A 17361-nucleotide genomic window follows, 5' to 3' on the forward strand; every position below is an offset into this window, starting at 1 on the left:
CCCTCTTTATATTCTCTTTAATCTTTTGACGTTAAAATCCTTTGATATTTAGCACTTAATTAAATTTCAATTTATCATATTTAGTCCTTAATTTATTACATTTTTAATCTGGTATGTTGGTTCGCCGTTAACAACGGTAACTTCAATGTATTTTACTGTGTCTGCATTATCCGGAGTCAGGTTATTTATATTAAGCCCTGCAGAACTTATATATTTTACACCGTCTTCCATAAAAACATTGTCTTCAGTACCGTTAAAAAACACCCAGATATTTTTGATTTTATCCTTGTGCTCAGAAAGTACCGTTTTAAACAAATTCCCTTCTAAGCTGTCAGAAAACTTATTTGGAGCGTTTTCCATAAATATAAACAAATTGTCGCCGTTAAAAGAATCAAGCTGTTTTAAAAACCACTGCCATTGTCCTTGTGCACTTGTCCTTATGCTGTTTTTAGATGTATTTAGCTCGATAAAACGGCAGCCATTGGAATCATAAGCCCTGTAGGTATTGTAGTCTTTTAAAAATTTTATTTCAATTTCATTTTCATTTGCATCTTCATTTAAATCTTCACTTATACTGCTTTGGGTTGCCTTTTCGTACAAATTCATAAACAGAAGGTTTTCTAAAAGGGTGTTGGCAGTATCCTTATTTCCAAACAGAATGAATTTTTTATAGTCATCGTCTTTTGAAGGTTTTACATTTTTATTTGCTTCGTATACAGGAAGAGTATCCTCTGGTATTTGGTTTTTATCTATAACCGGATAAGTAGCGGTGGTTATAGTCAGTTCATCTAAATACAGGCTTCCTGAGCTTGTTATAGGATTAACCTGAACAACATATATCCTTGTAAGCTTTTTAGGTGAATTTATGCCTGAAACAGAAGCCTCCACATACTTCCACCCTGTCCAATCTAAAGTTTTAGAAAAGTCAATAAAGTGCTTGTTTCCATTGGCGTCCACCACTTCCCCCCTCAGCCAGTTGGAATTTTCATGGGGGTTGTATGCCCAAAAACCTATCTTGGTGGTGTTTTCTTTTAAATCTATCCCTTCATCCGGGAATACTATATAGGCAGCCCTTGTTCCCTCGGTGGTGTTAAAATTGTAAGTTAGCTTCCCGGTAACTTTATTGTCTATTTCTTTGGTAATTTCATAGCTTCCGGGTATAGTTTCAGGAACAGAGGTAAAAGTGCCCTCTAATTTGTCAAAGGAGCCTATTACATGATTGGTTTCAAGGGCAACAGAAATTGCACAATGTGCCTTTACATCACCTAATGATGCTGTAATATAACCGGTTCCTGCTTTTGAAGCAGTAAATGTATTTAAATCCAGTTCCCCGATATCCCCTGTCAGGGACCAGTCTACATCTTTGGCGCTTATACGGGCAGAATAGCCGTTGTTGTCTTTACCAACTACAGAAAGACTCCTGCTTTGACCAACATTGATTTTAAGGGAATTTGAGCTGAGTATAAGCTCACCCGGAGGTGGCAGTACATTTACTTTTATAGATGATTTCACACTTCCTGAGGATACAGTAATGGTAGCTGTACCTGTTGACTCAGGATAAAATACATTGCCTTTAAAATACCCTTCCACCCCTGAAACACTCCACTTTAACTGACTTTGATCTATCTTAATGGGATTCATATAAGCATCATAGGGGAGAGCTTTAAACTCCCTGGAAGTGTTTACAAAAACATTGGTGTCCACTGTATCAATTATAAAGCCTTCTAACGGATAAGGCGGAAAAGTTGAAAAAATACCTATTGCATTTGATATTCTTCTAGGTGAACCATCAGAAGGACTGTTTACAATTTCTATATTTTCCGTTGCCGGTTTTCTTGCAGCCATTGTAGTAGAACCGCCGCCGTCTAAATTCAGCGCATTATATGCGCCAAGTTCCAGCATAAGGGCTGCAGCTTCAGTCTGGGTCATGCCTATACTTCCTTGCTGGCGGCCGTCCACTGTAACAAGAATCAGTTCTTTTCCATCCTTTGAGCTTCCCACCATTGTACGGGGATGCCTTCCCGCTATGTCGAAAGAAAAAGGTGAAGGTATTTTCCCGTTTTTCACAAGAATAGCACTTCCTGTTACAGACATTTTCATATTTTCCCAATCAGGTCTGGTTGTCATAGAAAGAAGTACAGGACTTCCTACTTTAAAATTATTCTTGATAAACTCTGCATTTTTGCCCCTTGTAATAATGACATAACCGTTTTCAGGAATTTTAACAGGGGGCATTCCCTCTCTTATTTCTGTAACAAAGGGACCTTCAATAACCATTTCAACTATATCAGGATATTTTTCACTGGCCCCTAAGGAATATTCATCCCATTTCCTGCACCACATTACCACATCAGTGTAATCTTTAAAACTTGCCTTGTTATATTGTGTAATGGTCATGGTATTTCCGTTGCTGGCTGTTAATTCTAAATCTGTTTTCCAAAAATCAAATAAGACATTATTATTTTTATCTATTGAAAAAGTTCCCATTGAGTTATTATATCTGTTATATTCGTGATCAGCCGAAATAAGTTCTCCGGACTGTATTAAAGGACCGTCAGGAGAAGCTTTCCCTGTTTCACTCATCCAATTGAAGAACCCGGCATTTACAGCGGCAACTGCATTGTGGGATTCAGCAAGTTCTTTTGTATTTGTAAGATTTTTTATTGAGTCTTTATTGGTAAGAGTATCAATGTGCACATTGGGGTTATTAAGATTTGCCCTTAGTACATTGATTTTTAGCCATCCTTCATCTGTAAATCTGGTTATTCTTTCTAAAACAACACCGGATGTAATGGTTTCAGATGTAACCGTTTGATAAATAACCTTTGAATGGACAGGTGCGCCGCTAAAAAAGGATGCAAACACAACTGCCAGAATTAAAAGAATTGTAATTTTTTTTCTTATGTACCTCATGCTCTCCACCTCATTAGTTTTTGACATGTGTTTTATCAATTTTAATTTCAGATTTTCCATAAAGTTACTAATTTATACCCTCCTGTATAAAAAATAACTTTAAAAATAATTATAAGGTATATATATACAGGAGGCAAGTTAACATTATGTTACAAAGGTGTAACGTTATTTTTAAAAATTCTTACTTACATTTGAGAAAATAAGCGAAAATAAGAGATTGATGGAGAATTAGCAGTATAATATTAAAAAAATGGGGGAATACCAAATTTGAATTATCATATCCGGTGTAGTAGAATACTTTTTGTCGCTAAAAGTTTTCGGGGTGTAGCGCAGCTGGTAGCGCACGTGGTTTGGGACCATGGGGCCGGGGGTTCAAGTCCTCTCACCCCGACCAGTAAATTTAAACTGGGTAAAGCGGCTCTTTCTATTTAAATGAAGGTTTTTCTTATACAAGGATATTTAAAAAACATTATAATTTAAAAGGCATTATGTTTTATATTTTACGCTGGTGTAGCTCAGTTGGTAGAGCAGCTGACTTGTAATCAGCAGGTCGGGGGTTCGAATCCGTCCACCAGCTCCAAAATTAAGAAGACTTTGCGTATAAGGTGCAAAGTCTTTTGTTTTTTCTATTAAATTTTTTTTAAAATTTTTAAATATAATTTTTTGAGGGGTTTAAAATACAAAATTAGTGGAAACCATTTCTATAGGGCTTATATTCTTTTCATTTATTCCTGAAATGTATTTTCAGAATAGAAAAATAAAAAGAGGATTTTTTGTTTGATTAACGAATTACATATATAGAGGTGGGTGATATGATAATTGATACTGGTATAACCCTTGCTTACAAGTGTTCTTCATGTGGCACATTCCAGTTTAACACTGTATCCCTTTTTGAAATACCACAAAAAGAAGATATTGTTTTTACTTGCCGTTGCAGGGGAGCATCACTGGTAATAAGAAAAGAAAGCCCTACAGTTTTTAAAATTATGGTACCATGTATAGGATGTGGAACCAGTCATGTTTATTTAATGAGTACAAAAGAATTTATTGCTCAGGAAATTTATACTTTCAACTGCCCGAATACAGGCATAAAGCAGTGTTTTATCGGGAGTGACAAAATAGTAAGAAAAAAAATAGACAGCTTAGAGAGAGAATATGATGAGTTGATAGACAGACTTGGCTATGATAATTATTTTGCCAATACCCAGGTTATGCTGGATTCATTAAATCTTATCCATGATATAGCTGAAAGGGGTAATTTATTTTGCGAATGTGGAAGTAATGATATTGAATTATTTCTGTTTTCTGATAAAATTTATTTAAAGTGTAATTTATGTCCGGGCAGTAAAATTATATACGCTTCATCTAACGAGCACTTAAAGGTTAATTTACTGCGGAAAGAAATTATGCTTATAAATGACGGGCAGCCTGCAGATATAAAAATAGAGCCGGCTACAGTTAAGAGGGATGGAAGAATTTTATAGATATAATTCTATGATTATTACAAAAGATTAAATACAAAGATTAATTGCGGAGATTTTTTAATATTACATCAAATTATTTTATTTTAATTTATAAAATATTTCAATTGACAAATTTTATAAATACTGATATAATACTATTGCTGGTTTGCAGAGATACTCTGAGATTCTCCTCAAAGTACTAGCCTTTCTTCCATACAAGGGTTTTGCATACTATAATCTAGCTATGGTGAACTCCCTATTAATTTATATATATAACTATGTTCAAGTAAGGTGGTGTGATATGGAGGGTATTAATCTAAAAGATAAGACGCTTGAAGATCTACGGTACATTGCAAAGATGCTGGGATTAAAAAGCATTAGCAGATTGAGAAAGAGTGAGCTTATAGAAAGAATTTATCAGTCCCAAGGGATTGAAAATGTTGAAGAAACCATGAAGTCAGGCGATACAGAAACTAAGACCGAAAAATCAGATATCGATACAGAAAAAGAAAAGAAATCCAAAAAGAAAGATGAAGAGACTAAAGATGTTAAGGAATTAAAAGAAGAAACAAAGAAAGAAGAAACAAAGAAAGAAGGAGCAAAAAAAGAAGAAACTAAAGAGACAAAGGAAACTAAAGAAGCCAAAGAAGAGTCAAAAGAAGAAGTTCCTGTGTTGAGAAAATCCAAGAGGGGGAGACCTAAAACAGTCAAAGTTTCTGAGGAACCAAAAAAAGAGGTAAAAGAAGAGGTTAAAGGGGAGGAAGCTAAAGAAGAAGTTAAAGAAAAAGAAGAAAATAAAGAAGTTGCAGAAGACAAGAAGAAAGAAGAGAAAGAAAAGGAAGCTAAGCAAGAGGCTAAAAAGGAAGTCAAAGAAGAAGCTGAACAGGAAACTAAGCAAGAGACTAAACTAGAGGCTAAAGAAGAAACAACACTAGAAGCTAAACAGGAAAGCAAGCAAGAGACTAAACAGGAGACCGGTGAAATCACTTCTAAGCAGGAAAGTAAGCAGGAAAAGAAAACAGAGGGTAAGAAAGAGACAGAAAGCTCCAGTTATCCTAACGGACTGGAAAAGATAGAAAGTGATGATCCTGTTGAGGGAGTACTAGAAGTTTTACCAGATGGTTATGGATTTTTAAGAAGCGATAATTATCTGTCAGGACCTAAAGATGTTTATGTTTCACCATCACAAATCAGACGTTTTAATTTGAAAACCGGTGATAAGATAAGGGGAAAGGGCAGGATACCAAAAGAGGGGGAGAAATTCCAAGCCTTATTATATGTTCAAACGGTTAATGGGGACCCTCCTGAGGTAGCAGCTAAAAGAGTACCTTTTGAGTATCTGACACCTATATATCCGGATAGCAGGATTACCCTTGAAACAACTCCAAGAGAATTGTCAACCAGATTAATTGATTTAATTGCGCCGGTAGGTAAGGGACAGCGTGGTATGATTGTCTCACCTCCAAAAGCGGGTAAGACGGTATTGCTTAAAAAAGTGGCAAATGCCATTACAAATAATTACCCTGATATGGAGCTTATTGTGCTGCTTATTGATGAAAGACCTGAGGAAGTAACAGATATGCAGCGTTCTATAAAGGGTGAGGTTATTTATTCTACATTTGACGAAGTTCCTGAACATCATATAAAAGTTGCAGAAATGGTTTTAGAAAGAGCTCAAAGGCTTGTTGAACAAAAGAAAGACGTTGTAATATTGTTAGATAGTATTACCAGGCTTGCAAGGGCATACAACCTTACAATACCGCCGACAGGAAGGACTCTTTCCGGTGGGCTTGATCCAGGTGCACTGCACAAGCCAAAAAGATTTTTTGGTGCTGCCAGGAATATAGAAAACGGCGGAAGTCTTACAATAATAGCTACTGCCCTTATAGAAACCGGAAGCAGGATGGATGATGTTATATTTGAAGAATTTAAGGGTACAGGTAATATGGAACTTCACTTAGATAGAAAACTGTCTGAGAAGAGAATATTCCCTGCAATAGATATAAATAAATCAGGTACAAGAAGAGAAGAATTGCTGCTTAGCCAGAAAGAACTTGAGGGAGTGTGGGCTATAAGAAAGGCTATGAGCAATATGGGGACTGCTGAAGTGACAGAGATATTAATTAACCGGCTGGTACAAACGAAAAATAATGAGGAGTTTATTAGCAGCCTTAATTTAGCATTTCTAGATAAATAGTTCTTGCACATATCCTTGTTTTATGATAAAATACTTTTTGTGTTTTGTTATAGGCTACTGTATGTTGTGTTATTTTATCTGTTTTAAAATTAATACAAGTATTTTAGATTATATAATTAATTTCATAAAGTTTTGAAAGTAGGTGAAGAAAATGAAAGCAGGTATACATCCAGAGTATTCAAAAACTACTATCAGATGTGCATGTGGTGCTACTTATGAAGCAGGTTCCACAAAGAAAGATGTGAATGTAGAGATATGTTCCAGTTGTCATCCATTTTACACTGGTAAGCAAAAGCTGGTGGATACTGGAGGACGTGTTGAGAAATTTAATAAAAGATATGGATTTAAAAACGAAGACTAAAGATATCAACAAAACAAAAGTTAAAGAGCCAAGACAAGAGGTATTCTCTTGTCTTAATTTTTTTGGCGGGAAAATGACAAATATTGCCCAAGTATTTCCCGGAGATATTATATTATGTCGCAGTAATTTATCACAACAATTGCAAAGTATTGTAAAGCATGATAAATAAAAAAATTAAAAAAGTAAAAAAATTTATAAAAACATCTTGATTATTTAGTGATATATGTGGTATCATTACATAGAGTAACTTCTTTTTCTCAAAGTTACTCCCCTTGTTCGAGAGCTTACCAGAGCTCTCATTTTTTTATCATTTTGCATACATAAAATGTAAATAAAAAATAACTGCCTTCTCTATAATATTGGCAGTTATTTTTTAATATGATATAACTTGTATTTTCTAACGGGAATGAGCTGACTTTCTTGCTTCTTCTATCATCATATCCTTAACTTTCATAAGCCTTACAAGATTACCTCTTTCATTTTCTTCAAGTTTCATTGTAATATACTTGATTGTCTCGGTAAGTTGAGGTATTAATACATATTCCAGTGCATTAACCCTTCTTCTTGTCCTTTCAATTTCCTGGGCAAGAAGCTGGGAAGACTTCTCCATCTGTGCAAGCTCCAGCATAAAGGGGAGTGCTTCAGATAATGTGCCGATAGCAGCGTCTAGTTCCCCGGATGTGGATGCAAAACCATAAGGATATATATCGCTTTCATACGTGCTGGACAAATTGTAATTAAAAACAGGCACAGATACGCTCATTACATTTTGTGAAGACACATCTAAGGATATGCTCTGTTTTGGGAACATTAAAGCACCCTCAAGGGATTCGGAAGACATAACAGCCCTTGCTATAAGAAAGTTTTCATGGACTTTCATAAGCATGCCTTCCACTTTTTCTCTCAGCTCTTTATTCCGTTTAACCAAGTCAAGAAACTTTTTCATCAATTCATCTTGTTTATCCTTTAAGAGCTTATGACCCCTTCTTGCAATTGCAAGCCTTTTTTTAAGCCGGGTCAGCTCCATTCTGGTGGGGTTTACCCGCAGCATTATAGCCATAATGATTAACTCCTTTTATAATCATTTTTCAGGCAGATACTTATCAAGGTATTCGTCCCTGATACGTTTAAGCTCAGAGCGGGGTAGTATTGAAAGAAGGTTCCAGCCTATTTCCAGCGTCTTTTCAATAGATCTGTCTTCATCAAAGCCCTGGGATACATACTCCTTCTCAAAAGCATCTGCAAACTTAGCATACAGCTTATCTATATCCGACAGGGCAGCCTCACCTAATATTACAGCCAGTTCCTTTGCCTCTTTACCCCTTGCGTATGCAGCAAACAGCTGGTTCATTGTATCTGCATGGTCCTCCCTTGTCTTACCCTCCCCTATACCTTTGTCCTTTAGACGGGACAGGGAAGGCAAAACATCTATAGGAGGCATTACACCACTTCTGTAAAGCTCCCTGCTTAATATTATCTGACCCTCAGTTATATAACCTGTAAGGTCCGGGATAGGATGTGTTTTGTCATCTTCAGGCATAGTCAGTATTGGTATTAGAGTAATACTTCCTTCAGAGTCTCTTTTTCTTCCTGCCCTTTCGTATAAAGTAGCCAGGTCGGTGTACATATAACCTGGGTAACCTCTTCTTCCGGGTACCTCTTTTCTTGCAGCGGAAACTTCCCTTAAAGCCTCAGCATAGTTGGTTATGTCAGTTAAAATTACAAGTACATGCATGTCTTTTTCAAATGCAAGGTACTCGGCAGCGGTAAGTGCCATTCTTGGAGTAGATATACGCTCGATGGCAGGGTCGTTTGCTAAGTTTATAAATAAAACGGTACGGTCTATAGCACCTGTTCTCTTAAAGTCAGTGATAAAATAGTCAGCTTCCTCGAAAGTTATACCAATTGCAGCAAAAACAACGGCAAACTTACTGTCGGTACCTAAAACCTTTGCCTGCCTTGCAATTTGTGCCGCCAGCTGTGCGTGAGGAAGTCCTGAACCTGAAAATATGGGAAGTTTTTGTCCCCTTACAAGGGTATTTAAACCATCTATAGCGGAAATACCTGTCTGAATAAATTCTGACGGGTAATTTCTTGCAGCCGGGTTTATAGGAACACCGTTTATGTCGATGCGCATGTCAGGAATTATATTAGGTCCTCCGTCTACCGGCTCACCAATTCCGCTAAAAACCCTTCCAAGCATGTCTATTGACACAGGAAGTTCTATACCTCTTCCTAAAAACCTCACTTTACTGTCTAATAAGTTTATACCGGCAGAACTTTCAAAAAGCTGTACCAATGCATTATCTCTATCTATTTCAAGAACCCTGCATCTTCTTATTTCACCATTTGAAAGCTCAATTTCTCCAAGTTCCCCGTATTTTACCCCTTCAACTTTTTTAACAAGCATCAGGGGACCTGCAACTTCTTCTATAGTTTTATACTCTTTAAGCATTCTTATCCACCTCCTTGGATATGAGGGCTTCTATTTGCTCTTTAAGCTCTGCTTCAATTTTAGGAAAAGCAGTATCCACCTGGTCTTCAGCTGTATATTTAGCTCTTCCGATTCTCTCCCTCACAGGTATTTCAAATAAATCTTTTATACTTACACCTGCTTCAATGGCGTTTTTGCCTAAGTAGTAAAAATTCATTATAAGATGCAGCATTTTAAACTGCTTGTTGAGGGAGGTATAGGTATCCACATCGTGAAAAGCGTTTTGGTGAAGATAGTCTTCACGTATGGATTTTGCAGCCTCTAAAGTAAGTCTGTCACCGGCGGAAAGAGCGTCCACACCAACAAGTCTTACAATTTCCTCCAGCTCCGCTTCTTCCTGCAAAAGCCTCATTGCATCTGCCCTGAGGGTTCCCCATTCTTTAGACACGTTTTCATTAGCCCACTTATCCAATCTGTCAAGATAGAGGGAATAACTTAAAAGCCAGTTTATTGCAGGGAAGTGGCGCCTGTATGCCAAAGAGGAATCAAGTCCCCAGAATACCTTCACTATTCTCAAAGTTGCCTGGGTAACAGGTTCGGAAAGGTCTCCTCCGGGTGGTGAAACTGCACCTATGGCTGTAAGAGCCCCTTCTCTTCCATCTGAGCCAAGATTTATAACCCTTCCGGCTCTCTCATAAAACTGTGCAAGTCTTGATGCCAGATATGCAGGGTAACCTTCTTCACCAGGCATTTCTTCAAGTCTTCCAGACATCTCCCTTAAAGCTTCCGCCCAGCGGGAAGTGGAGTCTGCCATCAGAGCTACACTATAGCCCATATCCCTGAAGTATTCTGCAATGGTAATTCCTGTATATATGGAGGCTTCCCTGGCAGCAACAGGCATATCCGATGTATTTGCAATTAAAACTGTCCTCTTCATCAGGGACTCTCCGGTTTTTGGGTCCTTTAGCTCCGGAAATTCCGTTAAAACGTCTGTCATTTCATTGCCACGCTCACCGCAGCCTATATATACAACTATCTCCGCATCAGCCCATTTTGCAAGCTGGTGCTGTACAACGGTTTTACCGCTGCCAAAAGGCCCGGGTACTGCTGCAACACCGCCTTTAGCAACTGGGAAAAAGGTATCTATTACCCTTTGACCTGTTATAAGTGGTGTGTCAGGGGGCAATTTTTCTTTATAGGGTCTGCCTACACGGACAGGCCACTTTTGCATCATCTGGATATTTACATTTTCCCCATTATCCTTTTTTACTACAGCAACGGTGTCGGTAACGGTGAATTCCCCTTCTTTAATTTCTTCAATTGTTCCGCTGACACCGTGGGGTACCATTATCCTATGTTCTACAACAACTGTTTCCTGAACGGTGCCTATAATATCGCCGCCGAAGACTTTTTGTCCCTTTTTAGCTGTGGGTACAAATTTCCACTTCTTATCCCTGTCTAAAGCAGTAACATCTATACCCCTTGTTATGTTGCTTCCGGCTATTTCACGCATTTTTTCAAGAGGTCTTTGAATCCCGTCAAACATATTTTCAATAAGCCCGGGTCCTAACTCAACGCTGAGGGGAACTCCCGTTGAAACAACAGGCTCCCCGGGTCCTAATCCCGCAGTTTCTTCATAAACCTGGATGGAAGCTTTGTCCCCGTGCATTTCTATTATTTCGCCTATTAGTTTGTGTTCACTTATGCGGACAACGTCAAACATATTTGCGTCGCGCATACCTTCAGCAATTACCAAAGGGCCAGAGACTTTAACTATTGTTCCTTTGCTGCTCAATCCTCATCCCTTCTTTCATCAATATTTTATCCGTCAATTTATTCGTCTTTAAATAATATATCTGCACCAACTGCACGTTCCACGCTTTTTTTAATTCCCTGCAAACCAATTCCCAAAGAACCCGCGTTGCTTGGTATGGGGATTATTGCAGGAAATCTTCTTTCGCTGTATTCATCAATGGTAGAGACAATTTTTTCAGCCAATTGTTCGGTAATGTATACAATGGCATATTGGTCATCTGCTATTTTTTCCAACACCTCCTGGGCTTTTTCAGGTGTTGACACAGGAAAAACAGAGATTCCCACAGCTTTAAAGCCCAAAATGCTATCTTTATCACCTATAACACCTATTTTATACATAAGCTTCTCTCAGCCTTTCTCTGATTTTTTCACTTGGAATGTTATTGATTTTACCTACCATAATAATCCTTGCATTTCTAATCTCTGTTTCCTTAGCAATTAAATAACCAATCAGAGGCTCTATACCATAAATTATAAACTTAGTTTTTCTTACATAAGAAAGTATAAAATCATCACAGAGTTTTTCAAATTTTGTAAGACTTTTTGTGGACTCAATATTTTCAAAACTCTTTTCTAATAACTCACCGTATCTAGTGTATTTTAGAGCTTCTAAAAGGTTATCTAATGGTTTGTCTAGATTTTCTACAAATATTTTGCTGTCAATTTCCCCTCCGGGGATTAAAACCTTCTGAAGAAAATCCCATGTTTTTTTAAGATTCTTTATCCTCAGGAAAATTTTTAAATTACAAATGTCAATCATCATTACAGCCAGTTCATTTAAAAAACTGCTTCCCGAAGCCCCGGCTATTTCCCTCATATGGGTAAAATGCGCCCTGTCCATTATTAAATCAATGATTTGAGGATTTTTGGTAGAACCAAAAGTTTCTATACATTCTTCTATTGCATTTCCCATAATTTCAGGCATATCTTTAAAATTCCTGTCCTGAATCATTACTTTAAGTGAATTTGCCGGAATAGAACCAGGTTCTGTTATAATGTCCGTTGCTTCCTGACCTGAAAACTCTGATTTTAAAAACACTTTAATGTTGTGATAGTCATTGGAAATTAAAAACATATTTATTATTTCAGGTTCCGGAGCAAGTTCTTTTAAAAGTTCATAAACTTTATTGTATTCTTCTTTTAACAGCACTTCATACTGAAAAGCTTTTACATCGGTTCCATAGCCGTAATCTGCTTCTATTAGTATTTTCAGGGCTTCATCAGGAGTTTTTGATTCAATCATTCTTTCAAAGCTGGAATTAGTTAAAAGCTTTTTTTCTATAGCCCTGATTCTAGAAACGGCATATATATACTTTGAATTATCTATTTTTTTAGCAAATGCCAAGTCACACTCCTCCTTTCCGCAATAATAAGTTTAAGTAGCAAAGCTTAGAATACTTTTCGAAATTAAAACAGGGAGGCAATGACATCTGCCTCAATTTCATTGCGCTTCATTCTTATTATTGCATCAAAGGAGTTATTAATTTCTACATTGCCCATTTTTAAAATAAATCCGCCGTTAATGTCCCTGGTTTCATCTGAAAGGGTGAAATTTCCACTGCTTCTTTTTGAGGAAAGGTTTTTATTAACCTTTTCCTCAAAGTCAGAGGGCAGTCTCTCTTTATCCCTTCCGGACAGTATAATTTCTCCTGAGTCATTTGAGGCTGAATTTACAATTAAATCAACAATAATAGAGAAATATTGGTCATCCGGCAAACTGTTCAGCTTTTTAATTGCTTGACTGAATGCTTCCTCAACAACTTCCTGCTTGGCTTGAAGCCTTTGTTTTCTGGCTTCAAGCTCAGCCCCTGCTTTTAGTCTCTTTTTCACTTCCAAGGCTTCTGAATTTGCTTTATCTATAATTTGTTTTTTCAATTCTTCAGCTTCTTTTTTAGCACTATTTATTATTTCGGATGCTTCCTCTTCTGCCCTTTTAACAGTTTCTTCTGCCTGCAGGCGGGCTTCTTCAAGTATCCTTTCTTTAATTTTGTTTATTCCCGACATATAGGAGACACTCCTTTATTAGTATTAACCATTAACCAACTTCACCTAACATTAAGAATGAAATTATGAAAGCTAAAATAGCAAACATCTCAACCATTAGTGCAAGAGTAATAGCCCTACCTAAACCTTCTGGTCTTTTAGCTATCATGTGTATTCCTGCAGCGGCAACTTTTCCCTGAATAATACCTGATACCAAACCTACAATTCCAACAGGGATTCCTGCAAAGAACAGTACAAATCCGTCTTTTAAAGCCATAGCTGTAGATATATCAATTTTACCAATGGTTAAAAAGGCAATAACGAAGCCGTAAATCGCCTGGGTACTGGCAAGAGCTTCCAGAATCATAACAGGAACGAATTTCCCAGGGTCTTCAGTTAAAACACCGGCACCAGCCTGTCCGGCTATTCCAACACCCTTGGATGAACCTATAGCTGCCAAAAAAAATGCTATTGTAGCTCCTAATATTGCCCAAAAATTACCATCTGTTAAAAATTCCTTCATAATTTTCTACCTCCTAGTATTTTAGATTGATGTATTTTGTATTTACTTTTAAGGGTTCAAAGGCTGTGCCCCCACCCTCATAAAACTTCCCAAAAAACTCAATATACTGGAGCCTGCTTGAATGCACATATGCCCCAAGGGCGTTTATTGCAAAGTTAAACAGGTGTCCAAAAATTAAAACTGCTACAACAAATACCACTTTCAAAATATTACCAAATCCCATCATTAAAGCTAATTGGTTGACAATTGCTGCTATAACTGAACTTGCAAGGCCTAGGGCTAAAAGTCTTGAATAGGATAGAAGGTCACTTAAAAATCCTATTAAATCATAAAGGCTTGAAACACCGCCTATAATTTTTCCTATTATGTTTTTGTTATGGCGACCTTGAGTTAGAATAAGGAGTACAGCTCCAATTACAAGAAGATATTTACCCAGTCTAACCAGTCCTGTGACAGCTTCTTTATCCACTATAGGGATATATGGAAGCAGGAAGAGTGCAAAACCTGTAAACATTACATACCAGAAAAACACGTCAAATATAATGTCTAAGTATTTTTTTTGCCTGTAAAGGTTATAGGCTTTTACACCAAGTCCCGCATAGATGTGGATGACACCAAAAAGAAGGGAGAAGCTAAGCATTTTTTGAGGTTCGTCTGTAAGGTTAAACCATAGGGCAGTTTTCCCTAAAGCTTCAATTCCAAACCAACCTCCCAAAAGTGCCCCCCATAGCATTGTGGCAAAACCACAATACATCATGAGCTTCATAAACTTTTTGGTATCTTCCTCCAATTTGAACTTTAATAACACAAATATTGAAACAGCTGCCATTATAAGACCATAGCCGCCGTCTCCTAACATCAGCCCAAAAAACAGCACAAAAAACGGGGCGGTTATGGCATTTGGATCCACTTCATTCCTGTTTGGAAGACTGTACATCTCTGTTATAGACTCTACAGAACTTGCAAAGTCCTTATTAACAAGAAGGATAGGAAAATCCTCATCTTCGCCAGCTTCGGTAATTTCTAAAAAGCAGTCAAATTTTTTTTCAATAACTTCTTTTACCTGGTTTGCCGAAGTTTCCGGCACCCATCCTTGAAGAAAGAAAGAGTCATTAGTATTAAGTGTAATACCTGCTGCTTTTTTTCTGTCCCTTTCAACAAGTATATAGTCGTGCAGAATTTCAAGATCCCCTTGATAATCTGCAAAAGAAGATATTTTTTCTTCTATGGAAGAAATCTCATTCTCAAGGTCCTTGATACTTTTTGAAAGACTTTTTATATTTTCGTTGGAAGTTCCAGAAAACTTTTCTAAAGAAGATTTACTAAAGCCGTACTGCTTAAGTACTCTCATAACATCCTCAGCTTTTGAGTTTAAGTAAATAACAAGAAGATAACTTTGTTCTCTGTCTTTGCTTACAACTTCAAAATAGCTTTCCGGGACTTCATTAGAAAGCTCCTCACCTAATCTGTCTGTATTAACGATTTCAGGAACCACACCGGTAAGGACGGTGGTTTCTTTAGTACCTGCCATATCAAGAAGAATATCTAGTTTTTCCCAAGGTTTTAAATTTAAAATAAGATTTGTATTTTTATTTATTTCAGATTTTAAGTTTGAGAGTTTTTTATCATATTCAGAAATATCGTCAATAACTTTCCAAAGTTTATCCTGATTTTTAACTACAGTGTTATAGTCATCAATACTTACCTTTCTTTTTGAAGAGAAAAGTCCCTTTTTTCTTTTATCAAACTTTGACAGGTATTCGATTGAGGCTGATATTTTATCAAGTTTAGAATTTAACTCAGATATTTCCCTAGCATTATCTTCATTTGAAACCAGTTTACCCCATTCTTCTGAGGACATTTCTTCCTTAAGGTCTGTAACTTCCACCACGCCCATCTTCATAAAGGTCTCAAGAATTTTTTCCTTATCTGATTTAAGGCCTATTAGTGACAATTTATTCATATTAACTATTGCCATCAGGCTTCACAATCCTTCCTATTATTATCTCTACTGCTTTGTCTAAATTTTTTCTGGAACTGTTTTTAATGGTGTCGCATTCTTTTGAAACTTCTTCCTTGAGCTTTTCAATTTCCTTATTTGCAGAAATTTTTGCCTTTTCAATAATCTCCTTAGCCTCTTTTTCGGCACTTTCCTCTGCTTCTTCAATAATTTTTTTTGCTTTTTCCCTTGCATCGGAAATAATCTGTCTTGAGTCTTCTAAGGATTTTTTCTTGATTTCTTCTGCCTTATCTTCTGCTTCTTTGATGGATTTAATTAAATCAATTGACACAAAATCACCACCTATCGCCTGTTATTTATTAGAAATGAGTAATTTTTCTCAATAAATTATATCGACCATTACATATTATACATTATCAAAAAATATATATTATTAAAAAAATTTTTAAAATTCTAAACTTCAAAAGGACAGGAAAACATTCTCAAATATTAATTACTTATTCTATAATATATCACCATAATCAATTTATATCAAGGCATTAAAACAAATATACAAAAACATTTTTCTTTAAAAAATCCTTGCACAGCACTTAATTTTTTTGATATTATAAACATAATTTTACCCGTAAGACTGTTGGAAAAGTGAAAAAATAATGTTATTATAAAATCTATAGAAATCTATAGATTAGAAAATAAATTATACAAAATTATAAAAAAATAAAGCAATATTTTAAGGAGACATTATGATAAAGGTAGGTTTTTTAGGTCCAAGGGGGACTTTTTCCCAAGAAGCTGCCATTAAATACATTAACGGCAGAGATGGTTTTTGTGAATGCCCTTACAGCACCATGACTGATTTAATTTATGCAGTGGATAAAGATGAAGTGGATGAGGCTGTAGTGCCCATAGAAAATTCCATTGAGGGTGCAGTAAGTGTTACTTTAGATATGCTTGCCACAGATGTAAACCTTAAAATTAAGGGTGAAATAATTATAGCAGTTAATCAAAATTTCATGGTAAAAAAAGGCACAAAAACAGAAGACATAAAGCTTATTTTGTCCCATCCCCAGGCTATCGGGCAGTGCAGGAAATATTTAGATTCTAAATTTCCGGCTGCCGCAATAAAATACGTTTACAGTACCGCTGAAGCTGCAAGGGAAGTTTCAGAAGGCGAAGGGGACATGGGGGCAATAGGACCTCTTACTGCAGCCGGTGTTTACAATTTAGAGGTTATAGACAGAGCCATACAGGATAATTTTAATAACTTAACACGGTTTGTAATCATATCCAAAAAAGGCGGGGAAAGAAAGCAAAGAAACAAAACCTCCATAGTTTTTTCAACTGCCAATAAACCGGGAAGTCTTTACAGGATACTTGACATATTTAACCTTTTGGATATTAATATGACTAGGATTGAATCAAGACCTGTAAAAGATAAGCTTGGAAGCTACATATTTTTTGTGGATTTAAACGGGCATATTGAAGAAGATAATGTAAGGGATGCTTTGACAATGGTAAAGAGAAAAACGTCTTTTTATAAATTTTTAGGCTCATATCCTGAATACGTATTAGAAGAGTAGCATAAAAACGTATAATGCTTATTGGAAGAATATCATAAATACACATAATGCGTATTAGGAGTATGATATTGTTTTTGGGAAATTTCACACGTAATAAATATTTAATGCTATAATAATGAAAGAGTATCAGAC

General features: G+C 36.4%; 15 protein-coding genes and 2 tRNA genes. 7 read left to right on the forward strand and 10 right to left on the reverse strand.

Annotation, left to right across the window (positions count from 1 at the left end; genetic code table 11):
• Positions 1-87 precede the first annotated feature (87 nt).
• Positions 88-2913 carry a phosphodiester glycosidase family protein gene (locus tag HVS_RS01215; RefSeq protein WP_101304021.1) on the reverse strand — a complete coding sequence of 942 codons (2826 nt, stop codon included), beginning with the start codon at positions 2911-2913 and terminating at the stop codon, positions 88-90.
• A gap of 318 nt (positions 2914-3231) precedes the next feature.
• Between HVS_RS01215 and HVS_RS01220 the strand changes: the two genes are divergently transcribed.
• The 6 genes from HVS_RS01220 (at position 3232) to HVS_RS01245 (ending at position 7103) form a co-directional block, all read left to right on the forward strand.
• A tRNA-Pro gene (locus HVS_RS01220) sits at positions 3232-3307 on the forward strand.
• Positions 3308-3417: 110 nt separating this feature from the next.
• Positions 3418-3493, forward strand: a tRNA-Thr gene (locus HVS_RS01225).
• A gap of 232 nt (positions 3494-3725) precedes the next feature.
• A complete protein-coding gene (locus HVS_RS01230; protein ID WP_101298644.1) occupies positions 3726-4397 on the forward strand; it encodes a hypothetical protein in 672 nt (223 codons plus the stop codon).
• Between the two features lie 280 nt (positions 4398-4677).
• The gene (gene rho, locus HVS_RS01235) at positions 4678-6573 is read left to right on the forward strand and encodes a transcription termination factor Rho (RefSeq protein WP_101298645.1); all 1896 of its coding nucleotides are present in this window, start codon (positions 4678-4680) and stop codon (positions 6571-6573) included.
• A 151-nt stretch (positions 6574-6724) separates the two neighbouring features.
• Positions 6725-6934 carry a 50S ribosomal protein L31 gene (gene rpmE / locus HVS_RS01240; protein ID WP_101298646.1) on the forward strand — a complete coding sequence of 70 codons (210 nt, stop codon included), beginning with the start codon at positions 6725-6727 and terminating at the stop codon, positions 6932-6934.
• Positions 6891-7103 carry a hypothetical protein gene (locus HVS_RS01245; RefSeq protein ID WP_159063338.1) on the forward strand — a complete coding sequence of 71 codons (213 nt, stop codon included), beginning with the start codon at positions 6891-6893 and terminating at the stop codon, positions 7101-7103. The genes rpmE and HVS_RS01245 overlap by 44 nt, the downstream gene beginning before the upstream one ends.
• Before the next feature lie 228 nt (positions 7104-7331).
• On the opposite strand, the gene HVS_RS01250 is transcribed toward HVS_RS01245, so the two are convergent.
• The 9 genes from HVS_RS01250 to HVS_RS01290 all read right to left on the reverse strand — a co-directional run bounded on the left by HVS_RS01250 (position 7332) and on the right by HVS_RS01290 (position 15980).
• Positions 7332-7994, reverse strand: a complete 663-nt coding sequence (locus tag HVS_RS01250; protein ID WP_101298648.1) for a V-type ATP synthase subunit D — start codon at positions 7992-7994, stop codon at positions 7332-7334.
• Positions 7995-8015: 21 nt separating this feature from the next.
• Positions 8016-9389, reverse strand: coding sequence for a V-type ATP synthase subunit B (locus HVS_RS01255; protein WP_101298649.1), 1374 nt, complete (start codon positions 9387-9389; stop codon positions 8016-8018).
• Entirely contained in the window at positions 9382-11106 is a 1725-nt protein-coding gene (locus HVS_RS01260; RefSeq protein ID WP_242971710.1) for a V-type ATP synthase subunit A, read from the reverse strand. Before HVS_RS01260 ends, HVS_RS01255 begins: the two co-directional genes overlap by 8 nt.
• A 95-nt stretch (positions 11107-11201) precedes the next feature.
• On the reverse strand, positions 11202-11522 hold the full coding sequence (locus HVS_RS01265; protein ID WP_101298651.1) for a V-type ATP synthase subunit F: 321 nt from the start codon (positions 11520-11522) through the stop codon (positions 11202-11204).
• A complete protein-coding gene (locus tag HVS_RS01270) occupies positions 11515-12528 on the reverse strand; it encodes a V-type ATP synthase subunit C (protein WP_101298652.1) in 1014 nt (337 codons plus the stop codon). The genes HVS_RS01265 and HVS_RS01270 overlap by 8 nt, the downstream gene beginning before the upstream one ends.
• 62 nt (positions 12529-12590) lie before the next feature.
• On the reverse strand, positions 12591-13187 hold the full coding sequence (locus tag HVS_RS01275) for a V-type ATP synthase subunit E (RefSeq protein ID WP_101298653.1): 597 nt from the start codon (positions 13185-13187) through the stop codon (positions 12591-12593).
• A gap of 31 nt (positions 13188-13218) precedes the next feature.
• Positions 13219-13689 (reverse strand): V-type ATP synthase subunit K, encoded by a 471-nt coding sequence (locus HVS_RS01280; protein WP_101298654.1) that lies wholly within the window; start codon positions 13687-13689, stop codon positions 13219-13221.
• A 13-nt stretch (positions 13690-13702) separates the two neighbouring features.
• The gene (locus HVS_RS01285) at positions 13703-15667 is read right to left on the reverse strand and encodes a V-type ATP synthase subunit I (RefSeq protein WP_101298655.1); all 1965 of its coding nucleotides are present in this window, start codon (positions 15665-15667) and stop codon (positions 13703-13705) included.
• The gene (locus tag HVS_RS01290) at positions 15654-15980 is read right to left on the reverse strand and encodes a F0F1 ATP synthase subunit B family protein (RefSeq protein WP_101298656.1); all 327 of its coding nucleotides are present in this window, start codon (positions 15978-15980) and stop codon (positions 15654-15656) included. The genes HVS_RS01285 and HVS_RS01290 overlap by 14 nt, the downstream gene beginning before the upstream one ends.
• 412 nt (positions 15981-16392) lie before the next feature.
• On the opposite strand from HVS_RS01290, the gene pheA reads away from it, so the two are divergent.
• Positions 16393-17229, forward strand: coding sequence for a prephenate dehydratase (gene pheA / locus HVS_RS01295; protein WP_101298657.1), 837 nt, complete (start codon positions 16393-16395; stop codon positions 17227-17229).
• Positions 17230-17361: the final 132 nt, after the last annotated feature.

The sequence above is a fragment of the Acetivibrio saccincola genome (assembly GCF_002844395.1).
GTDB lineage: Bacteria > Bacillota > Clostridia > Acetivibrionales > Acetivibrionaceae > Herbivorax > Herbivorax saccincola.